16 protein-coding genes are annotated in these 17,038 nt (G+C 42.9%); 8 read left to right on the forward strand and 8 right to left on the reverse strand.

Going from position 1 to position 17,038, the window contains the following annotated elements; translation table 11 throughout:
- Positions 1–12 precede the first annotated feature (12 nt).
- From FIB07_01020 to FIB07_01035, 4 genes are read right to left on the reverse strand one after another with little or no spacing between them, the layout of a single operon-like run.
- Positions 13–885: a RimK family alpha-L-glutamate ligase gene (locus FIB07_01020; GenBank protein ID NJD51430.1), complete on the reverse strand. Its 873-nt coding sequence runs from the start codon at positions 883–885 to the stop codon at positions 13–15.
- A complete protein-coding gene (locus tag FIB07_01025; GenBank protein NJD51431.1) occupies positions 882–1,553 on the reverse strand; it encodes a DUF434 domain-containing protein in 672 nt (223 codons plus the stop codon). Before FIB07_01025 ends, FIB07_01020 begins: the two co-directional genes overlap by 4 nt.
- Complete coding sequence (locus FIB07_01030; protein ID NJD51432.1) at positions 1,550–2,596, reverse strand: mRNA surveillance protein pelota; 1,047 nt, start codon at positions 2,594–2,596, stop codon at positions 1,550–1,552. The genes FIB07_01025 and FIB07_01030 overlap by 4 nt, the downstream gene beginning before the upstream one ends.
- Before the next feature lie 4 nt (positions 2,597–2,600).
- A complete protein-coding gene (locus tag FIB07_01035) occupies positions 2,601–3,122 on the reverse strand; it encodes a hypothetical protein (GenBank protein ID NJD51433.1) in 522 nt (173 codons plus the stop codon).
- A 63-nt stretch (positions 3,123–3,185) separates the two neighbouring features.
- On the opposite strand from FIB07_01035, the gene FIB07_01040 reads away from it, so the two are divergent.
- The gene (locus tag FIB07_01040) at positions 3,186–3,440 is read left to right on the forward strand and encodes a hypothetical protein (GenBank protein ID NJD51434.1); all 255 of its coding nucleotides are present in this window, start codon (positions 3,186–3,188) and stop codon (positions 3,438–3,440) included.
- 382 nt (positions 3,441–3,822) lie between these two features.
- On the opposite strand, the gene FIB07_01045 is transcribed toward FIB07_01040, so the two are convergent.
- The 3 genes from FIB07_01045 to FIB07_01055 form a co-directional block, all read right to left on the reverse strand.
- Entirely contained in the window at positions 3,823–5,208 is a 1,386-nt protein-coding gene (locus tag FIB07_01045; protein ID NJD51435.1) for an NAD(P)/FAD-dependent oxidoreductase, read from the reverse strand.
- Positions 5,205–6,275: a formate--phosphoribosylaminoimidazolecarboxamide ligase gene (locus tag FIB07_01050; GenBank protein NJD51436.1), complete on the reverse strand. Its 1,071-nt coding sequence runs from the start codon at positions 6,273–6,275 to the stop codon at positions 5,205–5,207. The genes FIB07_01045 and FIB07_01050 overlap by 4 nt, the downstream gene beginning before the upstream one ends.
- Before the next feature lie 393 nt (positions 6,276–6,668).
- Positions 6,669–7,670, reverse strand: a complete 1,002-nt coding sequence (locus FIB07_01055; GenBank protein ID NJD51437.1) for a methyltransferase domain-containing protein — start codon at positions 7,668–7,670, stop codon at positions 6,669–6,671.
- A gap of 219 nt (positions 7,671–7,889) precedes the next feature.
- On the opposite strand from FIB07_01055, the gene FIB07_01060 reads away from it, so the two are divergent.
- The 7 genes from FIB07_01060 to FIB07_01090 all read left to right on the forward strand — a co-directional run bounded on the left by FIB07_01060 (position 7,890) and on the right by FIB07_01090 (position 16,132).
- Positions 7,890–9,689 carry a tRNA-guanine transglycosylase gene (locus FIB07_01060; GenBank protein NJD51438.1) on the forward strand — a complete coding sequence of 600 codons (1,800 nt, stop codon included), beginning with the start codon at positions 7,890–7,892 and terminating at the stop codon, positions 9,687–9,689.
- Positions 9,690–9,878: 189 nt separating this feature from the next.
- Positions 9,879–11,006 carry a DUF4367 domain-containing protein gene (locus tag FIB07_01065; protein ID NJD51439.1) on the forward strand — a complete coding sequence of 376 codons (1,128 nt, stop codon included), beginning with the start codon at positions 9,879–9,881 and terminating at the stop codon, positions 11,004–11,006.
- Between the two features lie 55 nt (positions 11,007–11,061).
- On the forward strand, positions 11,062–12,756 hold the full coding sequence (locus FIB07_01070; protein ID NJD51440.1) for a hypothetical protein: 1,695 nt from the start codon (positions 11,062–11,064) through the stop codon (positions 12,754–12,756).
- A gap of 25 nt (positions 12,757–12,781) precedes the next feature.
- Positions 12,782–13,372, forward strand: a complete 591-nt coding sequence (locus FIB07_01075) for a hypothetical protein (GenBank protein ID NJD51441.1) — start codon at positions 12,782–12,784, stop codon at positions 13,370–13,372.
- Positions 13,362–14,312, forward strand: coding sequence for a hypothetical protein (locus tag FIB07_01080; GenBank protein ID NJD51442.1), 951 nt, complete (start codon positions 13,362–13,364; stop codon positions 14,310–14,312). The genes FIB07_01075 and FIB07_01080 overlap by 11 nt, the downstream gene beginning before the upstream one ends.
- Before the next feature lie 216 nt (positions 14,313–14,528).
- Positions 14,529–15,131 (forward strand): hypothetical protein, encoded by a 603-nt coding sequence (locus FIB07_01085; GenBank protein ID NJD51443.1) that lies wholly within the window; start codon positions 14,529–14,531, stop codon positions 15,129–15,131.
- The gene (locus FIB07_01090) at positions 15,128–16,132 is read left to right on the forward strand and encodes a hypothetical protein (GenBank protein NJD51444.1); all 1,005 of its coding nucleotides are present in this window, start codon (positions 15,128–15,130) and stop codon (positions 16,130–16,132) included. The genes FIB07_01085 and FIB07_01090 overlap by 4 nt, the downstream gene beginning before the upstream one ends.
- Here FIB07_01090 and FIB07_01095 read toward each other — a convergent pair.
- A complete protein-coding gene (locus FIB07_01095) occupies positions 16,125–16,967 on the reverse strand; it encodes an alpha/beta fold hydrolase (protein NJD51445.1) in 843 nt (280 codons plus the stop codon). The genes FIB07_01090 and FIB07_01095 overlap by 8 nt on opposite strands.
- Positions 16,968–17,038: the final 71 nt, after the last annotated feature.

A 17,038-nucleotide genomic window follows, 5' to 3' on the forward strand; every position in this document is an offset into this window, starting at 1 on the left:
TACTTTGTGGTATCACTTAATTAAATTCTTTATATATTCAATAATATCGATCGTGACATCCACCCCACACGCCTCGAATATACCTTTGCCGGAGGGCGTTCCATTGATCTCAATAACATAAGGTTTATCACCTTCGATAATATCCACGCCAGCGTAAGTCGTTCCTATAATCTTTGAAGCTTCCAGGCTCAATTTTTCCTGTTCTCCTGTCAATATGCAGGGTCTGGCGCTGCCTCCCTGGCTCAGGTTATTGATCCAGCTCCCTTCTGGAGCTATCCTGTAGATCGAGCCCATCACTTTATTATCCACAACAAATACCCTGATGTCCCTTCCGGGATTGGGAATAAATTCCTGGATATACACAAGACCGTTTTTTTCAAGCAGCGCCTTGAGTTTCTGCCTTCCCCTCTCATTATTTTTAACGCATTCTACGCCAATCCCTTTATATCCGAATACAGGCTTCACCACAGCGCGCCCGAAAGATGATAATGCATCAAACGCTTCCTCCTGGCAGTTCGTCACCAGGGTTTCGGGTGTATTGATCCCATTTTTACGGAACATATAACTTGAAACATATTTATTGGCAGACCTTGCTATTGATCCTGGTGAATTGATGACCGTTATACCAAGCTCTTCAAGCTGGCAGAGGATATCGAACCTGAAAGAAACATCATTTCTTGTTGAAGGCCCGAGGTCTCTTACAATGACAGCATCAAGAGTTGTAAGATCGATCTCCTTTGAGTATAACTTACCTGATAAAATGTTTGAAGTCGCTTCACTGAAGCTAAAAGCCAGGGCATCCATCCCACATCGCGTAACGGAATTCTGGAATGCAACTCCAGTCCAATCTGTCGGGTCTGTTACTGAAATACCTATCCTTTTCATGTGCAATCCTGTAATTCGTTTATTTTTAAAATCCCGGCTTCAAGACGCGGGATTTCGCATATTATACAAAAAAGAAAATTAATTGTTTTTCCAGCGTTATCTATTATCACGCCATCACTTGATGCTACGATATCATGAGAGCACTTCAGATCATGATCTACATGTCTTGAAGTACGGGCATCGCCAATTAAACCTGCCTGATCGATCTTTTCCCTGAGCAGTCCTGCAAGTACACCGCTTTTACTGATCTGCGAATCAAAAAGAAAATGTACTTCTGAAGGATCTTTCTCTTTCAAGAATGATAATATCAATTCAATGGCATGGTATGTATCCCCGGAAATACTGAAATTCCTGGATACGCCCTTTATATCCCTGATAACCCCGTCATCGCAAAGAATTGCTTTTTTCTCAAGTATACTTTCCATTCCGATAATGATATTATATCCGTCAATTATGACCTTATTTCCCTGTATTTTATCACATGGCAAGAATTTCAGGCGCCTTTTCTCGGAAACTGACCCTGCGATAACTGCCCTTGAAAGAAGATGCCTTGAGTCAGAATCTATCCTGTAGTGATCGCATACAAATCCCACCGCGCCTTTCTGGGGGAACCCCCTGTTAAGAAGATATCTGATATCAATAGCAGCCTCATCAATCACAATATTCATGGGTTCACCCGGAACCGCAAAAGTGCGGCTATACCTCCCAGGGCTTCAAGCTTCTTTCCCGGCTCAAACTCCGTGCTAAATACTACAATTCTTCCCTGTGAATGCTCAACTTCTTTTAAGAAATCATCGATTGATTTGCCTTCACGTTCGGTGCGAAGCAATTCATCAGTAATCAAAAGAGTATTGATCGCTCCAAGATCCTGTGCGTTCCTGACATCTGCCATTCCATAGGATACTTTCCCGTTTATGGATATCTCTTTCATCAATTCTTCAATAAGTTTTGCTTCCCTTCCGATCCTTGATTCTTCCATTATCCTGTCAACTGCGCCTCTTCGGAGAACCTCCTGGAATCCGGATATACCGATTGAAGTGGTATCTTCAAGAGTCGCTTTTTTTGCGAGTTCAGGTTCCCTCTTTCTTATAAATTCAAGAAAATCCTCTTTTGTAAATCCCGGTCCTGCAAGTATGACAGCATCCACTTTATCCGCTGCCCATTTTAACTGCGAAGCCAGTTCCCCGAAGAATTCATTACGTGTATTGCCCTCGCCTTTTCCAAGTGATTGCCGGAGAGATGACGATTCTTCAACACCGAACTGTCTTACCATTCCAATGGAAGCTTCTCCTTCTTCTATTGTCGCGATAACCACTCTGGGACGCATGGATGCGATCTGGGCTTCTTTTATTCTTTCCAGCTGGTCGCTCTTCCACTTTTTGATTATGGAAATATCAGTTCCCTCTTCGATATTTATCGTATGGTATGCGCCGGTATCAATTCCATCAACTATAGTGCCGTGAACGCGCAGGCGGTTTGCGAACTTATGGAACTCTACTTTCTCGACGCATATCCCGAGTCGCACCGTTTTCTTATCAGCTTTTTCAGGTCTCAGTTTATCCGTAGCCCCCTCAATACGCCTTTTCGTGAATGCAAAAACACTATCATGCGGCTCAAGTATGTATTTTAAGTGCCACATGTCATCTAACGATTCCACCCTGAGCGAGATCTCACCATCATTTCCCCGCAGGTCTTTTTTTAAAAGTTTCATCCAATCACCATAATTTCCGGACAATATAAAATAATGCAATTACTAAAATAACTCCGGTTATCCAGATTATAAATTCAGGAATGGGTTGTTCCTTAGGTGGGGCGCTGTAGTTTGTTTGTTCCGGGGTCTTAACAGGTGTTATTTCGATAATTTTTGGCACGGGCATGTCAGAATCAATGTATTGGTACACAGGAAAAAAAGAAACAAGATTTGTATCCTTTGAACCCGAATATATATTATCCACTTTCAGGGATAATATTGTCCTGTTAGTCTTATTATAAGTGAAATACTCTTTAAGATGTATAATTTCACTCTTCACGATCGTGTCGTTTGATTCTAATTCAAGCCAGACGGAATCCTCATTGCTCACACTTTTTAATTTTATTACATATCCCTGGGAAAGGCCATATGAATCTCCCGTGGAAAGATAAAAATCAGTCCCATTCAGGATAATATCATTTGCAGCTGACCCTGAAAGTGTAAGAATAATTAAAGATACCACTAAAGACGATACAATTTTACCCATTTGTTTTCATTGACATTATACACATGCTTATATATTTGCTTTACATCTCACACAAAACAGAATATGGTTATTTCAGTCAGGGTATGCTCAGGAAGGACAGCTTTTGAAGTGAGCACCAATATTAAGATCGATCTGATCAAGGCAAGTTGTGTTCTTGATCCGAAAATTTCAACAAAACACATATTATTGCTGACATATAAGGGAGTAGACGTCTCAATGTATCCAAGCGGCAGGATGCTTATAAAAGCAAAAACCAGGGAAGAATCAATTGAAATTGCGCGTAACCTCTTAACAGACCTTGGTTTTGTTGAAATTTGAATTATATTACATTTTATATCATATTTTATACCATATTTGTTACCAAAAACTATTAATCATGATAAAACAGAATAACCAATTACCATATATCATCATGAATGTGGTTGAATATGGTGCACGCTATGATGAGCTAGTATGAAATCGGCAGAAAAGCCATATTGGAAATAGAAAAAGAATTTCCAAGTTTCCCGGGCGTAAAGGTCCTGTGGCCATACATGGTCTAAAAGGAAGTGGCTCGACTGGGATTTCACCCGATGGGGGTGCAATGAGAAAGCGCATGGAGCGCAATTTGCAGCAGGCAATCACAAATGTTTGTGTTGCAAGGGTGCTGCAGGCCCTGCGGAAATTATCCGGGGGTCAGCTCATCAACCCACTCATTAATTTATAGATTTTTCAATATTCCCCTTCCTGCAATCACACCGGTTGCCGCAGCATTCACAATATCTCTTGAAAGCCCTGCGCCATCCCCGGCCGCGAAAAGATTCCTGACGCTTGATTCCATGTCACGGTTAACAATTACCTGCATCGAATAAAACTTAATCTCCGGAGCGTATAATAGTGTGGAATCCGCCGCTACACCCGGTATAATCTCATTTAGTACATCAAGCCCTTCCCTGATATCGGTAACGATGCGGTGCGGCAGGGCCATGGAAATATCTCCAGGCGTGACATCTTTAAGTGTATTTATGACCTGGTTCTTTTTAAGCCTGTGCTGGGTGGTTCGCCTTCCGCGGCGCAGGTCGCCCATCCTCTGGATCACAGGTTTCCCGCCGCCTATAGTTGTTGCAAGCTTTGCAATAGACCTTCCATAGCGTACTGTATTCTCGATGGGTTCAGTGAGTTCGACCCTGACGATAAAAGCAAAATTCGTATTCTCTGATTGCTCGTTCGTCATGGAATGGCCATTAGTGGCGATAAAATCCTCATATTCTTCCTTTACCACAAAACCCCTTTCATTGGTACAGAAAGTCCTTACAAAATCATCATATGTCTTTGTCTGTATGTGGAATTTGGGGTCATGATTTATGTATGTTATCGGATCCATTATTATCGAAGGGACTTCAACCCTTACTCCCACATCAATGGGAGCATATTTTGCCTCAATTTTGTGTTTATGCAAAATCTCATCGATCCATTTCGCGCCTACCCTTCCAGGCGCAATGATAGTAAAGCGGGAACTGATCTTTGTGCCGTCCGATAAAACAACACCTGTGCAGGTATTTTCTTCTATGACCAGGTCCTCTACTTTCGTATCAAGCAGGAACTCAACGCCTTTCTCTTTCATGTCCTTTTCAAAATTTTCGATAACTATGGGCGCATTATCAGACCCGATATGCCTCTGGATAATTTCAATGAATCGCGCCCCGACAGACGCTGCCCTTCGCTTTAACTGCTCCACCTCATCGCCTTTAGGAATATAAAGATGGTCAGGAGCTCCGTATTTCAGGAATACCTTATCCACATAATCAACAAGCTGCCATGCGTATTGAACATCACCCGTTTGCTCGGCAAGATCCCCTCCGATGTCCGGACGAAGGTTGAGAGTCCCATCAGAATATGTCCCTGCGCCGCCCACGCCGCACATGATGTCGCATGGGTCGCAATGGGTGCAGATGCCGCGGCGCTTCATTTTGCATTCCCGCTCTTTAATTTCACGGCCCATGTCTATGACAAGGACATCCATCTTTTGCGCAAGCTCATGCGCTGCAAATATCCCTGCAGGTCCTGCGCCTACAATAATTACATCATATTCCTTTTTTTGCATCATGATATTACTTCCTTGAGCGAATCAGTATCCTGCGCAATTTTTATCTCGCGAGCCATACGCCGCCCCATAGATAGTTTCTCTTCTATGAGATCCGAATATGGCGAACCGGAAATGAAAAGATTGGTCCCTGCAACTATGCGGGCTGATATCTCGAAAACCTTCAATTCAAGTGTGTCTGTTACAACAGTTTCAAGACAGAACGGCCCGATCATGCCCCCGAATAACTCAAGTGATCTCTCCACTACCTTCTCTCCCATCTCGAAAATCTTGGGAAGAAGCGATTCCCGTATCATAAGAGGTAGGTTTCCCGTCACTACAAAAGTCGGATAAATGCCGGCTTCTGCAAGCTCGGTGGGCGATCCGATCCTGAATATCTCATCCGCATTTGATTCAACGCGCCTGTCGATTCCAAGGAGTTCAAGTGATCCGGTACTCAGCTTATAGCCGTCATTCTTGATTGGTGAGTAAAAATAATGCATGTAATAACGCGTCCCGAGAACGAACTCCTGAATGGTGTATTTTTCAGCAGGATTGATCCGTTTCTGGAAATCAGAATAATTCTTCACAACAAAAAATCCCATACCGCCTTTTGCTCCATAATACTTGACCATCATGGGAGAATCGATATCTTCCGGATTCTTTATCTGGCGCGGCATTTTTATACCCGCTGATTCCAGCCATTTGCGGCTCATATCCCGGTCCGATTCCCATTCAAGAACGCTCCGGTTTCCGTATGTGGGAAGGCGAAGCTTCTGGAAATTCTCATGCCCAAGATATTCCACGAAAGACCCGTGCGGGATTATGATCGCATTCTTTGCTGCAAGCTCTTTTGTTTTTGAAAGGATTTCCTTATAATCTTTTACAATGAAAAATTCATCCGGCTTTCCTTTCGGGAAGGCATCATAGAATTTTGGAGGCGATCCTACACTTATTCCGATGGTCCTGAAGCCCTCTTTCCTGGCCCCGTCAAATATCTGAAGGCTGCTATGTGAACAAACAGTAGCAATAGCTATATTCTCCTTATCGTAGCCATCTAAAATCCTGAGTATCTCCTTCTTTTCTACCATTATGCACCTGTATAGTGCAACAGTTATATATTTTACCGGGTTAATTAATGTTATGGCTGATACTCTTCAGCCTCGTTAGAAAAAAACGATTAGCAGGTTTCAATTATTTCCATTCATACATTTCGACATGTGGGGTCTCACATTGCAGGCAGCTTCCGCACATCACATTCACATTGAACTGTGGCGCATTGCACTCCTCGCATGGTGTACACACCTCACAACCCTTATTGCATTGGCGTAGATCCATGATAATACATGTTTTTTCATACTAAAAATAGATTGTGGTTCAAACCTCCTGGATAAATTATGAAGTGCGATTTTACATACCTTAGATTTTTCAATTTAAACTTATTGGGCCATCCCTGAATGTAGTTTTGATCTTGCTATCACCAGTTATTTACTTGCCACGATAAGTGGGGATGGACCGGGCGCGTCAATAATTGTCATATCCCTGAAACCTGCATCGTCAAGCCATTCTGTGTATTCTGCCATCGTAAAAGTATTACCGTCCGTGCTGTTCACTAGCATATTGGCAGCAAACATAAGGGGAAAGACTGCACATTTACGTTCATCATCAGGTATCATTTCAGCAATCAGAACCTTCCCATCATGCTTTAGCGCCCTGTGAACACGATAAAACAATTCGCGGGTTTTCTCTGCTCCTTCTGTATGGCAAATATGCCCCAGTATGGCGAGGTCATATTGTTTCTCACCAAAATCCACCTCTCTTAAGTCTCCAGGCATATAGGTGAATCTCCTGGCAAGATCAAATTTATTCACCATCTTTTTTGTTACTTCAAGCACATTCGGCCAATCAAGAGCTGTTACATTTGCACCTTTATCGACCTGTGCAAATGCAATGCTCCATGCACCTGAACCGGTAGCAACATCAAGTATATCAAGGTTTTTCCATGAAGAACCCGCACCGAGCGCTTCTGCTGCGGCCTTTGCGCAGGGATAGCTCATCGGGAAAATTTGGCCAACCATCTTCTCAAAGAACTCAGGACCATTGTCTTTTTCAATTTTATTGAATGGTTTGCCTTTCTTAGCCGCATCAGTCAGGTGGCTCCACGGCTCCCACAAATCATCCACATGCTGCACAAAATCCCCAAAGTACGATGGTTTGCCTTTAACGAGGAACTTCTCCGAGAGAGGAGTGAGGTCGTATGTACCATTGGATTTTACAAGAAAATCCAATGATGTGAGCCCGTTCAGTATGATCTCAACACCGCGTTCGCTTGCCGATGCAGCGTTTGCAATTTCAACAACAGTATGGTTCCCTCTTGCAATATGTGTGAACAATTCAAGGTCTATCGCCGTAATTAGCACCCTTGTTGTTGTAAAGGCAAATGTTGTCTCAAATATCTTTCCCGGGTTTGGTTCCTCGTTATTCATGCTCGTTTTTCTCCTATTTTATCAAATCTTTTTTCTTTATTTCATTCTTACTTTAGCAAACTGCGCTGGCATATGCAGTACATGGCACGCATAACATTCCATTCCGATTCCCACCACGGAATCATGTTGTATGTTCATTATCATACATAATAAATGTTATGGTCAATCTTTTAGCTCATATTTAAATAAACCCCTCACCTAAACAGCACAAGGAAACTTATGAGCAAAATATTTGAAGTCACCCATCGCGACGCAGCAGCAAGGATAGGTAAACTTGTTCTTGAAAAGGGACTGTCAACCCCTGCTATAATAAATCTTCATGAAAAGGATTGCCTGATAGTTGATTCGGGCTCCTTGTGGAAAAGGGCTGTATATATCGAACAGAATGATAATAAAATAATCATTCTTCCCCATAGATCACTCCCCCTGCAAACAAGGGAAGAGATCATTAAAGAGCTAAAGGTGCCACCTGAAAGTTCAAATTGGGCTCATACCGGCCTTGTGATACATCCATTCATCAATGAATATCCGGAATCTGGACTTTATGTCCTTGCAGCAGCAAAGCAGCTTGAGAACAGGGCACGGGAACTCGTGGATTCAATCATCCGGCTAAAAGAAAACACCCGCGCTGACTCTCTTCTTTATGTCCCGGCTCTTGCTACGCCTGAAAACCTGGCAATGCTCCTTTATCTTGGCGTGGACCTGGTCGATGAGACCTCTCCTGTTATCAAGGGATACCAGGATATTTATCTTACTAATTCCGGGGAATTCCACCTGGACAGGCTGCATGAATTCCCATGCTCATGTCCTGTATGTTCTTCAAAAACACCGCAGGAAATGCTCAAATTGCCAAAAAAAGAGCGCGCCCGGCTGATGGCGCAGCATAATTCCCTGAAACTTGAAGAGGAGCTTCGTGCTGTGCGTGAGCACATCAGGTCAGGAAGTCTTCGCGAATATGTGGAACGGCAGTGCAGGGCGCGCCCATGGCTGACAGCAGCGCTGCGTTTGATGGATGTGCAACATGATTTTCTTGAAAAAAGAACTCCGATCCTGAGGTCAAATACCCTGTATGCAAATACCCCGGAATCATTGAACAGGGTCGAGATAAGAAGATTTGCACAGCGTGTACTGGAACGCTATACTGCGCCTGATCTTGATACGCTCGTCCTTCTTCCATGCTCGGCCAAAAAGCCATATTCGATCTCCTTATCGCACCAGAAATTCATCAATGCTCTTGGTAAATACCGCAAATTCGTCCATGAGGTAATTATCACTTCCCCCATGGGAGTTGTCCCGCGCGAACTGGAATTGATGTATCCCGCAGCGCATTACGATACTCCTGTAACGGGTCACTGGGACCTTGAAGAGAGAGCATGGGTGGGAGGATGCCTGAGGCAATATCTTCAAAAAAATAAGTACAGGAATATCATCGCTCATGTGCATGGCGCTTACAGGGAGGTATGTGAATCCGTAGCAGACGAGCTTGGGCTTGAGTTCATTTATACTGCCGATACCGGCGTAACATCACATGAATCCCTCAGGAACTTGGAGCTTGTTGTTTCAGGACTTGAAAACACCAAAAAAAGAACGGCAGAGCAGGGAAAACTTGACATGATGCGCGCAACTGTGGATTACCAGTTCGGAAAAGGAGCAAGCGACCTGCTTGTTCCCAACGATGCAATTATCAGGGCGCCATTCCCAAAATTCCAGTTATTTGCAGGAAAGCAGCTTGCAACATTGATCCCCCAATACGGAACTCTTGCACTTACAGTTGAGGGCGGGATGCGTCTTCGCGATCATCCGTATTACAGGGTAACGATAGGCGATTTCATTCCGCACAGCAGCATCCTTGCGCCCGGGATACTGGATGCTGATCCGCAGATACGCCCCAATGACGAAGTGATAGTTATCGGCGAGAAGTTTTTAGGAACAGGAAGGGCGAATATGAGCGGGTGGGAAATGAAAGGATGCGGCAAGGGCATGGCAGTGGAGTTGAGGCATTCGACGATAGATAAGTGAAATAAAAGTGGTAATATGGTGAAATAGCAGTTTAAACCATATGTCGATGCCTGTCACAGAGATTATTTAAAGTGGTCAGTTATATCGATATTCAGAGACGCTGGTTTCATTTTTTTGCAACCGTTTCACGGGTCGTTTTGCATAAAATGTATCTGTCGTTTCACCCGTAAGAAAACATGGGCGCAAAATATGCGCTGTAAATATAGAGGTGATATTATGAAGAAACCATTATTGATCGGAATATCTATTATAACTGTACTGGGGATACTTATTGCAGCAGTTGCACTGGGTTTTGGCAATCCAGGAACAAAGTCAAATTCATTTGCTAATACTGAAGTTAATGAACCTGCCACGAAGGAAGAAGTCCAGATGGCACTGGCAGATACAGGTACAGATAAAGATACAGGGATTTCTGAGATTGATATAAAAGGGGCAATCCAGTATGCTCAGTCGAATGTTTCATTCAGGATTATCGAGCCATCGTACATCCCTTCAGGCTACAAGCTCGATAGTGTGGAGGGAAAAAAGTTCAAAGGAGCTTCGACCGACATCGATATGGCGTCGTTTTCCTACAAGAATGAAGATGAGCAGTTAACCATTAAAGAGACAATAATAGTAAAAACCGAACAGAGAACAGAACAATCCACTCAACAGGACACCAGGGAAATCGTAGATATAAATGGAATTGAAGGGCGTTATTCCCAGGAGAACGGCATAAAAATAATTGGCTGGAAGATCGGGAACCTGAGCCTGAGCGTTATGAGCTGGAAGAATGAAGGTCAGAACCAGACCAGTAGTTCCCTCGATAGAGAAGAGATGATAAATATTGCAAAGTCTGTCAGGGAAAAGACACCGCAAGAGGCTATCGCAGAGGCGCAGGCAAAGGTTTCGTTTAAGATTCTACAGCCTTCCTATATCCCCGCAGGATACAGGATGAATACTTTCCAGACTTCAGGAACAAAGTTCAGAGGCTCCGACATAGAACTTGAACAGGCGAGCCTTTTCTATATAAAGGGAGACGAATTTTTCATGAAAAACGAATACTTGAACTTAAAGCAACTCCTTATAACAAAAGAAGATACAGATACAAATATCCCTGCATCCAAAATTTCATGGAAATTCGTTGATGTCAACGGGGTCCAGGGGCGTTTTCTGGAGGCAGATGATGGTGTAAAGCAGTTGAGTTGGGAAAAAGGGAACCTTAACCTGACGATTAGCAGCCATGCCTACAAAGAGAACTATTCAGTTAATGAGAGCGCTTTTACCGGTACCTCGATCAGCATGGAGGAAATGGTAAGGATGGCAAGGTCTATCTGATAATCCTGTCATTTTTTCCAGATATGAGCGTGATATGGCTTTTTGATGGAAATATATGAGTAGTTTAAAATTTTGTTTTGTATCTGCTATACTGGTTATGATATCGGCGCCAGCTTATGCTTCGGTGGAAAATACCCTGCAAGTTGAGAATATCACATCGGTTTCTGCTATTGTTAACCCTGTTACTTCCAATATAGCAAAATCGGTCAAAGCAGCACCCGACTGGAAGAATTTTATTCAACCGCAGGCTTTCTGGAGTCCTGATGGAAGCAAGCTGCTTATAAAAAGCTCGATAAGATGGTATAAAGGTGAAGTTAACTTTCGCCCCAGTAACCGAAATGGAATAGATGTCATATACATCATGGATTCTGATGGGACAAATCTTACAAAAATAGTATCGAATGAAATCAACAACCGAAGCACGCCAATAACTTTAAATGCTGTGCAGGTTAATCCGTGGAGTCCATCGGGAGATAAAATTGTTATCGATGTATACATGCCACGAAAGGGAAGTTTCTATTTGCTCGCAGACCCCGATGAAGACAGGTTGAATGCTCTTGGTACAAATTTTTCAGATATAATCTCAATTACCACAAACCTGTCTGAATTCTCATTGCAGGGAAATTTTGCATGGAGCCCGGATGGAACAAAAGCAATCTTTGTAGTAACAGACTATGTAAACAAATCAGAAAAAATGTATATGGCAGATGCTGAAGGGTCTAATATAAAACAACTTGCCAGTGATGCAAATGAGTCTTTTTTCGGTTCTGTGTCATGGAGCCATGATAAAAAAAGAATAACGTTCAGTGGCAGGAATATCTGGGTTATGAACAGCAATGGGACTAATCTGAGACAACTTGGATCGTGTTGGGGCGGCTCATGGAGTCCTGATGATAGCACTCTACTTTGCACATCATCAGAAGAAGTTACTGATGACCAGTTTATCCATCATCTCTATCTGATTAATGCGGACAGCGGTAATAAAACAGAGATTATTAATAGCATCGGGGTGGAGAATCCTGCATGGAGCCCGGACAGCAGGAACATATTATTTGTCTCTTTTACGGAGAAGCGTAATTCTGGTATTTTTGTTTCCGATTCGCAGGGCAGGAATATAAATTTAATTTATGGGGATAACAATCCATTTGAAGCAGTCAGCTGGAGTCCTGATGGAAGTAAAATTGCCTTTGTAGTTCCGGGAAATGATAGCAAGCTATACACAATCAATCCCGATGGTACAGATAAAACATTACTAACATCAAATCTATCATGGGGCTGGTCAAATCCCTATGCCTGGAGTCCATCTGGTGATAAAATTGCTTTTTCTTCAGGCATATCTAATGGTAAGCATATTTTCATTGCCAATCCGGACGGTACCGAACTCGTGCAGATTACAACTGGTGAGAATAAGTATTACATCCTGAGTGAAACGGGTGGAAGCTGGAGTCCTGATGGAAGCAGGCTCCTGATAGGATCTCAAAATGGTAAAACATCAAGAAGTGATATACTACTCATAGTAAAGCTATCAGGATATAAGAGTGAGGGTTTCAAACATGGCTTTAAAGGTGAAAATAAGACCCTGTTGATCCAGAACTCATCGAATGGACAGACATCACCTGAACCAACACTCACAGCAGCACCACAGATAATTGAATTCATAATTGTAACTCCCAAAGCGCCGGGTTTTGACGCAACGCTTGCAGCAGGAATTCTATATACAATCTATTTATTTAAAAGGAGGTACAATTGATAGCCCAGGTTAAGGAGCAAGTTCGATGATTTCAAGGAAAACCGGGACAATAGTACTGGCAGGCGCTGTGCTGATGATAGCAGGTATTGTCGTCACAAGTTTGCTGCTTGCTACAAAACCATCGATTATCCAGATAAATGATGGTTCTTTCAAAATCCTTGAACTGCCTTATACCTATACCAAGAACGATGCTTATGTTCTGGTAATTGGCTCAACAATTGGCGGCATGATGCTCTCGTATATCTTCACATCCCTGTTTGCATCAGGGAAAAGCGAGGTTAAGGACATGATAATTATAGAAAAACCAGTGGAAATTCCGGTTCCCAATACGGATATAGCTGCTATTGCAGAGCATGTCAGCGATGAATCGCTGTTGATCGATGCTGTTTTAACAGCACTTGAAGGCGATGAGAAGAAGCTGGTTAAAGAGATAGCAGACCACAGCGGTGAAATGCTCCAGAATGAACTTGTACTTTCCCTGGATTTTTCAAAAGCAAAGGTCTCAAGGATGCTAACCGATCTTGAAAAAAGAGGACTGGTGGTTAAAAAGCAATATGGTCTGACTAATAAGGTTGCCCTGGCTGATAAGCTGCGAGGTGAAAAGAATGGGAAATAAGATGATAACAGGAGCGATAATAGCAGTTGTATTGCTATCTGCTGTGGTGCTATCCTGGTATTTTAGCCCGTCAAACGTAAGCATTGCAAGCATGGAAAAGCCTGAAGAAATCGTAATAGGACAATTAAGTACCCTGACAATTTACCTGCAAAATAATGCTTCAGAGGATGTAAATGTAACCATAAATGTGAAAAATGCGTTTGTAGATGAAAAAGGAGTGAGCTTAAAAGGGTCTATATTCTGGATAGAGAAGAATTTTACTAACGTACAATCAAATGCAACAGAGACCCCACAGAATGAAATCCGATTAAAACCTGGAAGTAATAGGATAGATACCCAGCTTGGATACCAAGTGCCTGGCGCACAAAAAGTCGAGGTAGAGGTGTATCAGCAGGGAAGACTCGCAGATTCAAGGACAATCGAACTCAATGTCCTGAAACCAACAATTGAGCTTCTCCTTCAGAACTATAAAAGCACCAATGGAACTAATGAAATACACTCTGTTTATGGTTATTTGGAACTCAGAGGAAATGGCTATGCAGATGGTGTTGCAGTCAATATATCCGTAATAAATGAATTGACAAATACTACTGTTAAAACGGTCACAAGGAGATACTCTTTATCCAGCTCTGAAGACATACCATATTCATCTCAACCCCTTATGATTTGGCGGCGCCATAATATTACTTATAACCCGGTGACAGGAGCAAAAATAGATACCGAAACCCTGACATATTCACCAATCGTCGTCATTGAACTTGCTAAGGATGATCCATCGGTGGAGAAATATGTAATGTCTCCTGTTGTTGTGAAAGGAAGGTCAGGAGACAAATATAAGGTGGTTGTAACCGCAACATGGGTTGACCAGGTGGTAGGTTCGGAGATGAAGATACCTTCACCGCCTCCGACTACCTGGCCAGTGTATCCACATAGAGGATGATATTATATAATGTCGGGATACACTGCCATAAAGATGAGTGGAATAACTCTTAAGCGTAGTGCAAAGCTACCGCCACTGAACCGGGATACACTGCCATAAAGATGAGTGGAATAACTACGATTCCATTCGTAGTTTAAGAAAATCTTTTATCAGTTCGGGATGTATATGATCGTTAGAAAATGTTTGTTGTCCTAGAAAAAACATCAGGAGGGAATTATGAATAAAATCGCCGTATATATTCTGCTTGGAATATTTGTTTTTGTATTATTATCAAATTCAGCAGTTTCTACTCTATGGGACCCGGAAGCCAAAGAAATATCATTCCAGGTGAATCACTCGGACAGGATTATTATAGGTACATCAGGATTTGAAAAAAAGGTGCTGATAGTCGGCGATACCTGGGAGAAAGACGGCTGGAATCTATCTGTTAAGGCTGTAGATAGAAATGGATCACCGGGGTTCATTTTGGTCTCAGTTTCCTATCAGGGTAAACAGCTTGAAGATGCCAGGATTGAAACAGGTAAATCCTACACATACAATGGCAGGAATCCAGATGGTTCCGAAGTACCACTTTTAATTATCAAAGATGGTAGCATATTTGTCGGAGCAAATACTGATGCTGTCCGGCTTGAAATCAACTGGTCCATACCCGGAAGTGGGGTTCAGATACTTGAAGTGCCTGTGGAATCCGAACAAACCGGAACTGCGACACCTGTTCCCACGCCAGCAGCGCAGACAAGCCCGAAGGCGCCCGGATTCGGTGTTATACTATCCGCAATCAGTTTACTGGTTGTAATGATACGAGGAAGAAAAACATGAACAAGAAAGCCAAATATACAATTTTAGCAGTTGTAATTTTAATTGCAATAAGCGTATATTTTATTTCCCAAAGAGAAATAGAGCCGCCACCTGCGATTCTTAGTATAGGTGGGAAAGAGCAGGTTTCGGGGATAGGCAGCTATTGCTGGAAAGAGACCTTAAGAGCCCTCTGTGTAGACATGATAGGCATCCCGACAGCGCAGGAACCGCTTGTTGCAGGTTCACCTTTTACAGCACATATAAGCTTGCCTGTCCAGGAGTCACCTTATGATCTTTATGACCTGCGGCTTTATATCACCCGGGCTAAGGGCGAAGATGAACTTAACTTTAGCGGGCGCGGCTGGCGCTGGTGGAAAGCCAGGGGAGAAAAGAATTTTACTCTACCCCTTGAGCATGAGCAGGATATTAAGCTATCGCTTGAGCCCGGGCTTTACGTTCTGAATATAGATGCATGGTGGAAGGATATAGGTTCAGCAAGCTACGGCTTCCTTGTAGAAGTGAAAGCTAATGGCACGGGTGTTATTCCTGCAACAGAACAGCAAAGATCAGACAATGTTAGTGTATTACCTGCTCCTTTCTTTCCAATGCAAAAGGAGCCTGCTACGAGTTATATGCAGGCGTTATTATCTGATAAACCAGAAGAGTTAATAATTAAAGATGGCTGTCTCCGTGCAGGTGGTTATTTACTGGTATGGCCATCTGGTTTTTCAGTAAACACCGGAGATGGAAGAATCCAGATCACTGATGATAACGGCCATCCTGTAATGCGTGTTGGAGATAAAATCAAACTTGGCGGAGGTGAAATGCCCGGTGAACGTATAGCACAATATTCTTCAGAGTTGCCGAACGATCGTTGTTCTGGATCTTACTGGATTGTCGGAGAGGTGATAACAGTCGATAAATCCACTTCACTGGCGGCTACTACGCCTGCTTTGAAATCTGCTCCTTCGCAATATTTTCCGGGTCAGGCTTTTGATGAAGGTGCAGGGAATCTTACTTAGAAAAAAATTCCACTAAAAGTTCGCTTACTATCTCAGGTTGGTCTTCCTGCAGAAAATGGCTGCACTCCGGGATTGCCCTGATATGGGCATTCGGGAGTTCATTTTTTATCCGAATCATTTCAGGCGCAAGCCAGATGTCATTTTCACCATAAAGAATAAAAATAGGAACTTCCAGGGCCGGAAGTCTCTGTATCACTTCATTCAGTTCATTAAGTTTTGTATCATTAAATGCCTTTTGAAGTGCTTTTTGTGCATCTATGTGTTTAAACGGCGCCTGGTATGCTTCTATAAGTTCCTTTGTTAATGCTTCTTTATTTGATATGCCTAATTTTATTGTTGTGGCTACTCCCCATGGTGTGGCGAACAATTTATCGACACCCGGTATCCTTGTTGCAAGAAACAATAGAGCCATAAAAAACGGGAGTCTGGGATGAAGAAAGGTGTTCAGGATCGCCAGGCGTTCAAGCTTTTCGGGATTTCTTACAGCCCAGAGCATGCCAATAGGCCCTCCAAAATCGTGAACTACCAATGCAGTTTTGTTAAGTCCAAGCCCATCCAGGAATTCGCCAAGGATCTTCGATTGGTTATCGAGGGAATATATGATATCCAGTGGCTTATCCGACCGGCCATAACCGATGAGATCAGGCGCAATCACCCGCCGCGTCTTTGCAAGAGAAGGTATGATATTGCGCCAGAGATAGGAGGAGGTGGGCCAGCCGTGTAGAAGCACTACCGGGCTTCCTTTTCCGGATTCAAGATAAAAAATATCCAATCCATTTACGTTAATGGTCTTACCATTGATTTCGATCTTGCCTGCCATCATTACATCACCCATGCGAGAATAAAAATGCCCGTAATAACCATATAATATGCAGCCGTATATATACCATTCAGGCACTGCGAATA

The organism is Candidatus Methanoperedens sp. (assembly GCA_012026795.1).
Taxonomy (GTDB): Archaea; Halobacteriota; Methanosarcinia; order Methanosarcinales; family Methanoperedenaceae; genus Methanoperedens.